Consider the following 12,261-nt stretch of genomic DNA (forward strand, 5'->3'; position numbering starts at 1 on the left):
CACGTATGAAGGTCGGGCGCTCAACTCCGGGAGGGCCCCGCGGTGTTGTCACCGTGCTGTTCGGGTTCGGGAGCCATGCATGAGGCACGCACGACGACGGGTCGTCCGGCGAGTGACACGACTGGCGGCCGTCGGCGGACTGCTGCTCGGCGGGGTGATGGTCACGCACGCCGTGGCGAGCGAACCGGGCGACGGCTCCGCCGTGCCCGGCGCTTCGGTGCGGTCGGCCGGGAACACGGGCGCCGGTCTCGTGGCCCGGCTCGGCACCTCCCGTACGGCGGGCAGCTGGATCGGCGCCGACGGCCGGCCGGTCGTCGCGGTCACCGACGAGGGGGCGGCCGAGCGCGTACGGCGCGCGGGCGGCGAGCCGAAGACGGTGCCGCACAGCATGGACGACCTCAGGTCGGCCACCTCGACGCTCGCTTCCGCGCCCCGGGTGCCCGGCACGGCCTGGGCGCTGGACTACCGGTCCAACGAGGTGGTGGTGCGCGGCGACAGCACCGTCTCGTCCGCCGACTGGTCGCGGCTGACGCAGGTCGCGGACGGCATCGGCGGCTTCGTACGGATGGAGCGCACCGAGGGGACGTTCACCACCCGGTTGAACGGCGCCCAGTCGATCCTGTCGACCGCCGGACGCTGTTCGGCGGGCTTCAACGTGACCGACGGACAGCGCGAGTTCATCCTGACCGCCGGGCACTGCGGGCCGACCGGTTCGGTCTGGTTCGCCGACGCCCGGGGCAGGCAGCAGGTGGGCCAGACCGTCGAGCAGAGCTTCCCCGGCGGGGACTTCTCCCTGGTGCAGTACGCGAGCGGCGACGCCGGTGACGGTGCCGACGTGGTGGCGATCGGCAACGGCCAGGGGGTGCGGATCACCGGTGCGGGCGATCCGTCGGTCGGCCAGCGGGTGTTCCGCAGCGGCAGCACGACCGGGCTGCGCGACGGCACGGTGACGGCGCTGAACGCGACGGTGAACTACCCCGAGGGCACGGTGACCGGCCTGATCGAGACGAACGTGTGCGCCGAACCCGGGGACAGCGGCGGCCCGTTGTTCTCCGAGGGGATCGCACTCGGGGTGACGTCGGGCGGCAGCGGGGACTGCGCCTCGGGCGGTACGACGTTCTTCCAGCCGGTGACGAAGGCGCTGGCCGACCTGGGGGTGCAGTTGATCGGGGCCGCGCAGCAGGGTGCGGGGCAGCAGAGCGCGGCGCCTGCGCCGACACCTTCCGCGTCGGCCACGCAGAGCGCGATCGCGCCGGGTGCGGCCTCGCCCGGGTCGTCGGCTCCGGTCACGGGGGTGGCGGACGGGTCGCAGCTGCTGTCCCGGCTCGCCGACCCCAGGAACATCGGCCCGGGTCTGCTGGTGATCGCGGGCAGTCTGGTCGCGCTGGTGGCGACCCGGTTCATCCGCGCGGAGCAGGACCGCAAGGCCTATCAGCGGTACTACTCGGCGACGTGGGGGTGAGGCGGCGCCGGGGGTGAGGCCGCCCGGGGATAACGGCACGCACCGGCGCATGAAAAAGGGCACCCGTTCAAAGAAGGGTGCCCGTGGGTCGCGGTCTTCGAGGTCGGCGGCTCCCAGGGAGCGTCAGGCCGCGTTCACCGGCTGCGGGGCCGCTGCGGCCCACTCCAGGACGAGTCGTTGGTACTCCTCGCGCTCCTCGACGCTCAGTGTCCCGCCTGCCCGGCGCCACAGGGCCCGGATCTCCTCGTTGACCTCGTCAGCCGATCGATCGGAAACGGGTTCAACACTGGTGGACATGCTGTGAAGCATACGGCGCCGGAGGTGAAGGCCGCGTGAGTAATCACGAGCAATGCGGACATTTCGGACCGTGTTGCTGATCACTTCCGATCATGGTGGGCCGCTCAAGATCCGCCGCCCGCCTCAGGCTTCGGCCGCCCCCAGCACCAGGACCTGGATCGCCAGGACGGCGGCACCGCGCGCCCAGTCGTGAAAGTCGGACACCCGGGTCTCCAGGTCGATCGGGGCGGCCAGCGGATGGCGGTGCCCGCGGATCGTCCCGGCCACGGTCTCGCCGGCGACGTCCATCAGCCCGACCCCCTCACCGGCGAGCAGGATCCGCTGCGGCATGGCGAAGTTGGCGATCTGCGCGACCAGGACGCCGAGGGCGCGCGCCGCCTCCCGCACGACGCGGGCGGGCACGGGCTCACCCGCGGCGGCGAGCCGGAGGATCTCCTCGTACGTCCGCTCGCGGCCGGTGGCGGCCTGCACCTGGTAGCGGATGTTGGGGATGGTGAGCAGGGACACGGCGCTGCCGCGTTCGCCGTCCGGGGTGAGCGGGCCGTGCGGGTCGATGATCCAGTGCCGGCCGAAGCCGCGGTCCTCCTCGTCGCAGGGCACCCGCTTGCCGCCCAGGACCAGGCTGTAGCCGAGGCCGGCGCCGATGGTGAGGACCACGAAGCGGTCAAGGCCGTGTCCGGAGCCGAACCAGGTCTCGGCCTCGGTGAAGGCCGCGACGTCGTTCTCGACGACCACGGGCAGGCCGGTGCGCTCCTCCACCAGCGCGGCCAGCGGGATGTCGCGCCAGTGCAGGAACGGCGACTCCGCCACGACCGAACGGTCCTGGACCCGGCCGCCGACGCCGATGCCGATACCGGCGAGCCGGGGGAAGTCGTCCGCGAGCCGGCGCGTCATCGTGGCCAGCAGGTCGGCGACCTCGGCGGGGTCGTGCGTGGTGAGCGGGTGGTCGAGACGGGCGACGATCTCGCTGCGCAGGGTGGTGACGACGCCGTAGACCATGTCGTCGGTGACCTTGAAGCCGATGAAGGAGCGGGATTCGGCGACGACGTCGAGGGGCTGGGAGGGGCGGCCCTGGCGCACCTCGGTCGGGCCGCCCGCCTCGGGGACCTCGACGAGCAGGCCCGATTCGATGAGCGGTTTGGTCAGCCGGGTGAGGCTGCCGGCCGACAGGTTCAGGCGCCGGGCGAGCTCGGTGCGCGACAGGGGGCCGCCGACGAGCACCTCGATCGCCACCGAGCGCTCACCGGCGCTCAGCGGAAGCCAGCTGGCGACTGCTGCGGTCATCGTTCCAACCCCCGGAATTTTTTTGTAGCAAAAACAACATGGTCACTGTATGCGGTCGAACCTGCCCGAGAAAAGATCTGCGCACGCCTCTTGACGCCCTGATTCTTTCGCCTCAAAAGTAAGTGCCGAGAACGAGCCGCCGCAGACGAGGGAGTCTCCCGATGACCATCGCCTCCAGCAGCCCTCCGTCGCGTCTGCCGCTCGGCGGCGCCGAGGGGGCACGGATCACGCCGGACACGGGCCGGGCGAAACACGGGGAGATGCGCGGGGACGGACGGCTGGCGGCCGTGTTCCTCGCGCCGGCCGTGCTGGGCTTCGCGGTCTTCCTGCTCTGGCCGACACTGCGGGGCGTGTACCTGAGCTTCACCCGCTTCAACCTGCTCACGCCGGCCGAGTGGGTGGGCCTGGACAACTACGTACGGATGGTCCACGACCCCATCTTCTGGGACTCGTTGACGGTCACCGTCGAGTACGTCCTCATCAACATCGGCGTCCAGACCGTCTCGGCGCTCGCCATCGCCGTACTGCTCCAGCGGCTGACGCAGTCGGCGGTGCTGCGCGGCGTCGTGCTCACCCCGTATCTGATGTCGAACGTCGTCGCGGGCATCGTCTGGCTCTGGATCCTGGACACCCAGCTCGGCATCGGCAACGAGATCGTGGCCGGGCTCGGCTTCGACCGCATCCCGTTCCTCGCGGACGAGACCTGGGCGATCCCGACGATCGCGCTGATCAATGTGTGGCGTCATGTCGGCTACACCGCCCTGCTGTTGTTCGCGGGGCTCCAGGCGATCCCGAACGACATGTACGAGGCCGCGAAGGTGGACGGCGCGAGCGAGTGGCGGATGTTCTGGCGGATCACGCTGCCGCTGCTGCGGCCGGTCCTCGCGGTCGTTCTGATCATGACGGTGATCGGTTCGTTCCAGGTGTTCGACACGGTCGCGGTGACGACCGCCGGCGGACCGGCCAACGCCACCAACGTGCTCCAGTACTACATCTACGGCGCCGCCTTCGGCCGCTTCCAGTTCGGCTACGCCTCCGCGATGTCCGTGGCCCTGCTCGTGGTGCTCAGCGCGATCACATTCCTCCAGTACCGGCTCACCCGGGCCGGCCGGACCGACCTCGGCTGACGGAAGGGAGCGACCGACATGGCCACCGTGACGGCGACCACGAAGATACGGCCCGCCCAGCGCCGGAGACTCTCCCCCGGCCGGGTGCTGGCCTGGGCGGTGATGGCCGCGATCGTGATCGTGACCCTGCTGCCCTTCTACTGGATCCTGCGCACCGCGCTGTCCTCCAACGCCGCGCTCGCCGCCCATCCCGGCGACCCGCTGCCCGTGGACCTGACGACCGGCGGATTCGAACGGGCCCTGGGCCTGCAGTCCACCGAGGAGGCGATCGCCCAGGGCGGAGCGGGCGGCGGGCTGAAGTTCTGGCGCTATCTGATCAATTCGGTCATCGTGTCCACTCTGATCACCGTCTGCCAGATCTTCTTCTCCGCCATGGCGGCGTACGCCTTCGCCCGGCTGCGCTGGCGCGGCCGGGACCAGCTGTTCGCGCTGTTCCTGGCCGGGCTGATGGTGCCGACCATCTTCACCCTGCTGCCGAACTTCGTGCTCATCAAGGAACTCGGCCTGGTCGACTCCCTGTTGGGCGTGGCCCTGCCGACGATGTTCATGACGCCATTCGCGGTGTTCTTCCTGCGGCAGTTCTTCATGAACGTGCCCCGCGAGGTCGAGGAGGCGGCCCTGCTCGACGGGGCCGGGAAGGTCCGGATCTTCTTCCGGGTCATGCTGCCGATGGCGTCCACCCCCGTCCTCACGCTGGGCGTGCTGACGTACATCACCTCCTGGAACGACTACTTCTGGCCGCTGATGGTGTCCTACAGCGACAGCTCGCGCGTGCTCACCGTGGCGCTGGCCATCTTCCGGGCGCAGACCCCGCAGAGCGGCTACGACTGGTCCGGCCTGATGGCGGCCACGCTCATCGCCGCTCTCCCGATGCTCGTGCTCTTCGGATTCTTCGCGCGCCGCATCGTCAGCACCATCAGCTTCACGGGCATCAAGTAAGGGGACTGGCATGCGAATTCGTACCGTCACGGCGCTGGCCGGGGCGCTCGCCCTGTCCCTGGTGTCCGGATGCGCGCAGGGCAGCGCGGCGGGATCGGGGGCGAACACGGTGACGTACTGGCTGTGGGACGCCAACCAGCTGCCCGCCTACCAGGCCTGCGCCAAGGACTTCGAGCAGCAGAACCCGGGCCTGAAGGTGAAGATCACTCAGATGGGCTGGGCGGACTACTGGACCAAGCTCACCGCGAGCTTCATCGCGGGCACCGAGCCGGACGTCTTCACCGACCACATCCAGAAGTTCGGCCAGTTCGCCGATCTGAAGGTGCTGGAGCCGCTGGACGACCTGGGCATCGACGACTCCGCCTACCAGCCGGGCCTGGCCGCCAACTGGAGCGGCCAGGACGGCCATCGCTACGGCGCCCCGAAGGACTGGGACACCGTCGCCCTCTTCTACAACGACAAGATGGTCAAGGAGGCCGGGCTGACCGCCGCCGAACTCAACGGCCTGTCCTGGAACCCGAAGGACGGCGGCACCTTCGAGAAGGCCATCGCGCACCTCACGATCGACAAGAACGGCAAGCGCGGCGACGAGGAAGGCTTCGACAAGAACAACGTCAAGGTGTACGGGCTGGCCACCGGCGGCGCGGGCGACAGCGACGGACAGACCACCTGGAGCCCGTTCACCGCCTCGGCCGGCTGGCACTACACGGACAAGGCCCGCTGGGGCTCCGAGTACCAGTACGGCAGCAAGACCTTCCAGTCCGTCATCGACTGGTACTTCGGCCTGGCGGACAAGGGCTACCTCGTCCCCTTCACCGACTACACCGACGGCGCCAACCCGGCCAACGCCCAACTCGCCTCCGGCAAGGCGGCGACCTCCCTCGACGGCGCCTGGATGATCTCCACCTACTACGGCACCAAGGGCCTGAAGGTCGGCACCGCCGTCACCCCGGCCGGCCCGACGGGCAAGCGCGCCACCATGATGAACGGCCTCGCCGACTCCGTCACCAAGAACGCCCGCAACAAGGAGGGCGCGAAGAAATGGGTGCGGTACCTGGCCTCGGACGAGTGCCAGAGGACCGTCGGCGGCTACGGCATCGTCTTCCCCGCGACCCCGGAGGGCACCCGGGCCGCCGTCGCCGCGTACGAGAAGAAGGGTATCGACGTGTCCGCGTTCACCGAACCGGTCGCCGACAAGAAGGACTTCACCACCTTCTCCTTCCCCGTCACCGACTACGCGGCGGACGTGTACGCCCTGATGCGCCCGGCGATGCAGGACGTCTTCGCCAACGGCGCCCCGGTGAGCGACCTGACCAGGACCAACGACCAGATCAACTTCATCCTCGGCCAGTGAAAGGCACTTACTTCATGACGTTCTCCCTCGGCATCGTCGGAGCCGGCCAGTTCTCCGGCCAGTTCGCCCGGCTGTTCCTGGCGCACCCCGGTGTCCGCGACGTCTACGTCACCGACCTCCTGCCGGAGCGAGCCGAGCAACTCGCCGCCGCCGAAGGCCTGTCGGGCACCTTCCCCTCCTACGAAGCCATGCTGGAGTCACCGGCCGTCGACGCGGTCGCGATCTTCACCCAGCGCTGGACCCACGGCCCGCTGGTCCTGAAGGGCCTGAGCGCCGGCAAGCATGTCTACTCCGCGGTCCCCATGGCCATCGCCACCGAGGAGATCGCGGCCATCATCGACGCGGTCAAGGCGACCGGACTGACATACATGATGGGCGAGACCAGCCAGTACAACCCGGCCACCGTCCACGCCCGCAACCAGATCGCCGAGGGCGCCTTCGGGCGGATCTTCTACGCGGAGGGCGACTACGTCCACGACATGGATCTGGGGTTCTACGAGGCGTATCAGTACAGCGGCGGCGAGAACTGGAAGGCCACCGCCAGCTATCCCCCGCTGCTCTACCCGACGCACTCGGTGGGCGGGGTGCTGGGCGCCTGGCAGACGCACGCGGTGAGCGTGTCGGCGCTCGGCGTGGTGGACGAGCGGGGCGACGGTGTCTTCGACCGGTCGGTCAGCCAGTTCGACAACGACGTCTCCAATGCCACCGCACTCTTCGAGGTGGCGGGCGGCGGGTCGTTCCGCACGAACGAGTTCCGGCGGGTGGGCTACCCCTCCCACATCCGCGAATCCCGCTTCCGCTTCTTCGGCACGGAGGCGAGCATGGAGCAGCTCGCCACGGTGGCCCTGTGGCAGGACAAGAACGGCGTGAAGGACATCAGCGAGCTGCTGGAACCCAAGCCCACCATGTCCCCCGACGACCCCTCGCTCCAGCACATCGCGCCGGACCTGCGGGCCGCGTTCACCTCCGGCTCGGCCCCGGTGCACGACCGCGCCCGCCTGCCACGGGAGTTCGACCACCTGCACAACGGGCACGAGGGCAGCCACCACTTCCTGGTGGACGACTTCGTGACCGCGGTCAACACCCGCACCCTGCCGTCCGTGAACGCCTGGGTCGCCGCCCGTTACACCCTGCCGGGCATCATCGCGCACGAGTCGGCGCGGCAGGGCGGGGCGAGGCTGGAGATCCCGGACTTCGGTGACGCTCCGGCGTGACGTTTCGCCGTAGGCCGGGTGCCCGTGTCCGATCAGGTGCCCGGCTTGCGGCCGTACACGAAGACGTCGTCGCCCTTCTTCAGCAGCGACCAGTACTTCTTGGCGGTCGTCTTCGTCATGTTGACGCAGCCGTGGGAGCCCGGCGGGTTCCACATGCTGAGGCCGACGGAGTGGAAGGCCTGGCCGCCGTCGAAGAACTGGGCGTAGGGCATGGGCACGTCGTAGATGGACGAGACGTGGTCGATGTTCCGCCAGTAGATCTTCTTCAGGCCGGTGCGGGTCTCGTAGCCGTCGCGGCCGGTGCGGACCGGGACCGGGCCGTAGACGAGCCGTTCGCCGTCCTGGATCCAGCTGAGCTGGAGGGTGAGGTTGACGCAGGCGATGCGGCCCTTGTTCACCGGGCACTTGCCGTCCTTGTTGGGGTTGTTCCCAACGGCCCGCTGCTTCAGCATCAGGTCCATCACGCCCCAGGTGACGGGGCCGGCGTAGCCGATGTTCGGGGAGATGCCGTGCTTGGTCTGGAAGGCCTGGATGGCCTTGCAGTCGCTGGGCGACTGCCTGCCGTCCACCGGCAGGCCCAGGAACTTCTCCACTTTCTTCTGGTACGGCCCGGTCTGCGTCGTACAGGTCGCGGCCTGCGCCGGCGCGGCGCCGAGCGCGAGACCGAGCGGTGCGACCAGTCCTGCGGTGATGCCGAGTGCGACGGCGCGCCGTCTGCGTATGTCCCCCATGGCCGGGCCCTTCCGTTGCGTGGTGGGGTGGTCTTCTGCGAGCTAGACCGGTGTGCGGGGGTGGGGGTTGTAGGGCGGTGCGGTCTGTGACGAAACGGTGAAATTTCCCCCTGCCGGACCGCGCGTGGGGCCGTCGTGGCCGCTTACGCTGCCGCTCATGGACCGCACGCTCGCCGACGACCTGTCCCGGCTGCCCGAACTGCTCCGATCCGCGTACGACTTCGCCGTGGGCGAGCTGGCCGGGCTGGACGACCGCCCGGTCGTCCGTCTCGACCCGGCGCCCGGGGACGAGGGCCTGCCGGGCGAGGGTGCCGGTGCGCAGGGGGCGCTGGAACGGTTCGCCGAGCGGTGGGCGCCGGGCTTCTCCGGCTCGGCCGGTCCGCGCTATCTGGGCTTCGTCACGGGCGGCACGACCCCGGCCGCGCTTGCCGGGGACTGGATGACGGCCGCCTACGACCAGAACGTGATCAACGCCACCGACTCCTGGGCGACGGCGCTGGAGCGGCAGACGGTGGCCTGGCTGCGGGAGCTGTTCGGGCTGAGCGAGGCGCACAGCGGGGCGTTCGTGACCGGTGCGACCGCGTCGAACACCGTGGGGCTCGCCGTTGCCCGGGAATGGCTCGGCGAGCGTGCCGGTGTCTCGGTGGCCCGGGACGGGGTCGCGGCCCTCGGCCCCGTCGACGTGCTCTCCGGCAGCGCCCACTCCACCGTCCGCAAGGCACTGGCCGTGCTCGGCATCGGCCGGGAACGGCTGCGCGCCGTGCCGCTGCTGCCCGGCAACCGCGAGGCCGTCGACGTCGACCGGCTCGCCGACGCCCTCGCCGCACTCAAGGGCCGTCCGGCGATCGTCGTCGCCAACGCCGGCACCGTGAACACCGTGGACTACGACGACCTGCGGGCCGTCGCAGCGCTGAAGGAGACTTACGACTTCTGGCTCCACGTCGATGCCGCCTTCGGTGCCTTCGCCGCCCTCTCCCCCACGTACGCGCATCTCGTCGACGGACTGGACGCGGCCGACTCGGTCTGCGTCGACCTGCACAAGTGGCTCAACGTGCCCTACGACGCGGCCGTCCAGTTCACCCGCCGTCAGGACCTTCAGGTGAACGTCTTCCACAACGCCTCGCCGTACATCGGGCTCCCCACCGGCAACCCCGACTTCCTGCACCTCACACCGGAGAGCTCCCGCCGGCTGCGGGCCCTGCCGGCGTGGTTCTCCCTCGTGGCGTACGGCCGGGCCGGGCACCGGGAGATCGTCGAGCGGAACGTCGCACTCGCCCGCGACCTCGGTGACCGCATCGCCGCACTGGACGGGCTGCGGCTGCTGGCGCCGGTCCGCCTGAACGTCGTCTGCTTCACCCTGGCCGAGGAGCCGACGCGGGAGCGGGTCGAAGCGCTGGCGCGGGCCGTCGCCGCGTCCGGCGAGGCATACCTGACGCCGACCGTGTACGCCGGTGTGCCGGCGCTGCGGGCGGCGTTCAGCAACTGGCGTACGACCGAGGCCGATGTGCGGCGGGTGGCCGATGCGCTCGCGTCAGCTCTGGTCCGGTGAGGCGGCGGCCAGTGTGAAGGCCGTGTTGACCGAGGTGATGCCGCCGTCGACGACCAGGGTGGTGCCGGTGATCCAGGACGCGTCGCGGGAGGCGAGGAAGGCGACGGCGGCGGCGATGTCCTCGGGTTCGCCGACCCGGCCCAGCGGGTAGACCGGGCCGAGCGTGGCGAGTTGCTCTTCGCGGCCCTCCCAGGCGGTGGTGCGCACGGTGCCCGGTGCCACGAGGTTGACGCGGACTCCCCGGGCCGCGGCGTGCCCGGCGAGGGTGCGGGTGAGGGAGCCGAGGCCGGCCTTGGCGGCGCTGTAGGCGTGGTTGCCGAAGCCCTGGAGGCCGTTGACCGAGCCGATGGTGACGACGGCACCGCGGCCGGAGGCGACCAGGTGCGGGAGGGCGGCGCGGCAGCAGCGGTAGGCGCTGGTCAGGGTGAGGTCGAGGTCGCGCGCCCACACCTCGTCGGGCTCGTCCTCGAAGAGCGGGACGTCGGGGGTGCAGCCGTAGGCGTTGTTGACGAGCACGTCCAGGGAGCCGAAGACGGTGACGGCGTGGGCGACGGCCGCCTCGACGGACGCCCGGTCGCCCACGTCGCAGCCGAACGCCTGGGCGGTGAGGCCCTGTTCGCGCAGTGTGCCCGCGGTCTTCTGCGCCTCGGCCTCGTCCACGTCCGTCACCAGCACCCGGGCGCCCTCCTCGGCGAGCCTTCGGGCGGTGGCCGCGCCGATGCCCCGGGCCGCGCCGGTGACGAGAACTCCGTACCCCTCGAAGCGCGTTGTGTCCGTCATGAGCAGCACGGTAGTGCCGCGGAGATCAACGCGGCAGATACCGTGCACCCATGTCTGTGTTCCTCCAGCAACTGCCCGCCCTGATGGGCGTCGTGATCGGCGCGCTCGGCTCCTACCTGGCGCTGGTGCGCAGTGACCGGGCGCGGTTCCACCGGGAACAGGAGGCGCGTTGGGAGGAGCGGCGGCTCGCGGTGTACGCCGACTATGCGCGGTCGGTGAAGAAGACCGTCACGGTGACGTACCGGATCGCTGCCGAACTGGGCAGCGGCACGCACCCGGACCCGCTCGCGCTCGACGAGGCCAAGCCGTTGCTGGCCGAGGCCAACAACGGACGGGACCCCTCGGGTGAGGCGCTGCTCATGCTGGGCAGCGTCGCGGTGGTGGACCAGGCGCGGGCCTGGGTCGTGACGGTGATGGAGATGGAGCGGTTCGTGCGCGAGGGCAGGTGCGACCCGGAGGGCTGGCAGGCGCTGCTGGCACGGCAGCGCGCCGGGCGCGAGGGCTACTACACGGCGGTGCGGGAGGACCTGGGTCTGCCGCCGGGACACTCGGCACGCTGGCGGCTGCCGGTGACGGACCCGGCGTCGCCTCAGCGGTAGCCGCTGGCGTCGGCCGGCTTCCCCGCGTCCGCGACCTCGACGAGGTAGCGCCAGGCGTCCGGCCGGCTGCCGTCGAGGTCGGTGAACCCGTACTCCTGGGCCAGGCCGCCGCTGGAGAGGGACCCGCCGTTGAAGCGGGCCACGTCGGGGTCGGCGGCCAGGGCGGCGACGGCCCGGCCGACGTAGCGCGGGGTCTCCGAGATGGCGAAGTGGGGGACGTCGGTGAGGGCGTCGCGCCAGTTGTCCTCGCGTACGCCGAACGCGTCGAGCATCATCTCCGAGCGCATCCAGCCCGGGGTGAGCGCGACGGCAGTCGCGCCGCGCGGGCCGAGTTCATGGCCGAGGGAGAAGGCCATGCGCAGGACGGACGCCTTGGCGAGGTCGTAGAAGAAGGAGTTGCGGTAGCGGTCGCGGTTGTAGTCGGCGGTGCCGTCGGTCATCTCGACCAGCAGGCCGCCGGGCCGGCGCAGGAGCAGGGGCAGCGCGTGGTGGCTGGTGATGGCGTGCGTCTCGACGGCGAGCCGGAGCAGTCTGAGGCCGTCGTCGAGGTCGTGCTCCCAGATCGGGGCGTCAAAGGCGAAGAGCTTCTCGCCGCCCCAGACGTCGTTGACGAGGACGTCGAGGCGGCCGTGTTCGTCGGCGATGCGGTCGACGAGGGCGCGGACCCGGTCGGGGTCGAGATGGTCGGTGGGTACGGCGATGCCGTGGCCGCCGGCCCCGGTGACGAGGTCGGCGGTGTCCTCGACGGTCTCGGGGCGGTCGTACTCGGAGCGCCGGGCGCGGGTGGAGCGGCCGGTGACGTAGACGGTGGCGCCGGCCGCGCCGAGTTCCACGGCGATGCCGCGTCCCGCTCCCCGGGTCGCTCCGGCGACGAGTGCGACCTTGTCCTTGAGTGGCTGTGACATGTCCGGCCTTCCGGGTTTCC

The 12,261-nt window shown here is 70.6% G+C and carries 12 protein-coding genes; 7 read left to right on the forward strand and 5 right to left on the reverse strand.

The features are described from left to right. Positions 1-79 precede the first annotated feature (79 nt). On the forward strand, positions 80-1,462 hold the full coding sequence (locus tag AB0Q90_RS01720; RefSeq protein WP_363164653.1) for a S1 family peptidase: 1,383 nt from the start codon (positions 80-82) through the stop codon (positions 1,460-1,462). 123 nt (positions 1,463-1,585) lie between these two features. Here AB0Q90_RS01720 and AB0Q90_RS01725 read toward each other — a convergent pair whose 3' ends face one another. Both AB0Q90_RS01725 and AB0Q90_RS01730 read right to left on the reverse strand, forming a co-directional pair. Next, positions 1,586-1,771 (reverse strand): hypothetical protein, encoded by a 186-nt coding sequence (locus AB0Q90_RS01725; protein ID WP_363164654.1) that lies wholly within the window; start codon positions 1,769-1,771, stop codon positions 1,586-1,588. Between the two features lie 111 nt (positions 1,772-1,882). After that, positions 1,883-3,043, reverse strand: a complete 1,161-nt coding sequence (locus AB0Q90_RS01730; protein ID WP_363164655.1) for an ROK family transcriptional regulator — start codon at positions 3,041-3,043, stop codon at positions 1,883-1,885. 161 nt (positions 3,044-3,204) lie between these two features. Between AB0Q90_RS01730 and AB0Q90_RS01735 the strand changes: the two genes are divergently transcribed. The 4 genes from AB0Q90_RS01735 to AB0Q90_RS01750 are packed head-to-tail and all read left to right on the forward strand — an operon-like array spanning position 3,205 to position 7,677. After that, positions 3,205-4,170: a sugar ABC transporter permease gene (locus tag AB0Q90_RS01735; protein ID WP_363164656.1), complete on the forward strand. Its 966-nt coding sequence runs from the start codon at positions 3,205-3,207 to the stop codon at positions 4,168-4,170. A gap of 18 nt (positions 4,171-4,188) precedes the next feature. Further along, positions 4,189-5,109 carry a carbohydrate ABC transporter permease gene (locus tag AB0Q90_RS01740; protein WP_363164657.1) on the forward strand — a complete coding sequence of 307 codons (921 nt, stop codon included), beginning with the start codon at positions 4,189-4,191 and terminating at the stop codon, positions 5,107-5,109. Between the two features lie 10 nt (positions 5,110-5,119). Further along, positions 5,120-6,463 carry a sugar ABC transporter substrate-binding protein gene (locus AB0Q90_RS01745; RefSeq protein ID WP_363164658.1) on the forward strand — a complete coding sequence of 448 codons (1,344 nt, stop codon included), beginning with the start codon at positions 5,120-5,122 and terminating at the stop codon, positions 6,461-6,463. A gap of 14 nt (positions 6,464-6,477) precedes the next feature. After that, on the forward strand, positions 6,478-7,677 hold the full coding sequence (locus tag AB0Q90_RS01750) for a Gfo/Idh/MocA family oxidoreductase (RefSeq protein ID WP_363164659.1): 1,200 nt from the start codon (positions 6,478-6,480) through the stop codon (positions 7,675-7,677). 32 nt (positions 7,678-7,709) lie between these two features. Here the strand turns inward: AB0Q90_RS01750 and AB0Q90_RS01755 are convergent, their stop codons facing one another. Further along, entirely contained in the window at positions 7,710-8,408 is a 699-nt protein-coding gene (locus AB0Q90_RS01755; RefSeq protein WP_363164660.1) for a L,D-transpeptidase, read from the reverse strand. 157 nt (positions 8,409-8,565) lie between these two features. On the opposite strand from AB0Q90_RS01755, the gene AB0Q90_RS01760 reads away from it, so the two are divergent. Continuing rightward, entirely contained in the window at positions 8,566-9,957 is a 1,392-nt protein-coding gene (locus AB0Q90_RS01760) for a pyridoxal-dependent decarboxylase (protein WP_363164661.1), read from the forward strand. On the opposite strand, the gene AB0Q90_RS01765 is transcribed toward AB0Q90_RS01760, so the two are convergent. Continuing rightward, entirely contained in the window at positions 9,940-10,737 is a 798-nt protein-coding gene (locus tag AB0Q90_RS01765) for an SDR family NAD(P)-dependent oxidoreductase (protein WP_363164662.1), read from the reverse strand. The genes AB0Q90_RS01760 and AB0Q90_RS01765 overlap by 18 nt on opposite strands. A gap of 50 nt (positions 10,738-10,787) precedes the next feature. Here AB0Q90_RS01765 and AB0Q90_RS01770 point away from each other — a divergent pair, with 50 nt between their 5' ends. Then, positions 10,788-11,336, forward strand: coding sequence for a hypothetical protein (locus AB0Q90_RS01770; RefSeq protein ID WP_363164664.1), 549 nt, complete (start codon positions 10,788-10,790; stop codon positions 11,334-11,336). Here the strand turns inward: AB0Q90_RS01770 and AB0Q90_RS01775 are convergent. After that, positions 11,327-12,241, reverse strand: coding sequence for an SDR family oxidoreductase (locus AB0Q90_RS01775; protein ID WP_363164665.1), 915 nt, complete (start codon positions 12,239-12,241; stop codon positions 11,327-11,329). The two genes, AB0Q90_RS01770 and AB0Q90_RS01775, sit on opposite strands and share 10 nt — an antisense overlap. Positions 12,242-12,261: the final 20 nt, after the last annotated feature.

Origin of the sequence: Streptomyces sp. NPDC079141 (assembly GCF_040686775.1) — a bacterium.
Lineage (GTDB): Bacteria > Actinomycetota > Actinomycetes > Streptomycetales > Streptomycetaceae > Streptomyces.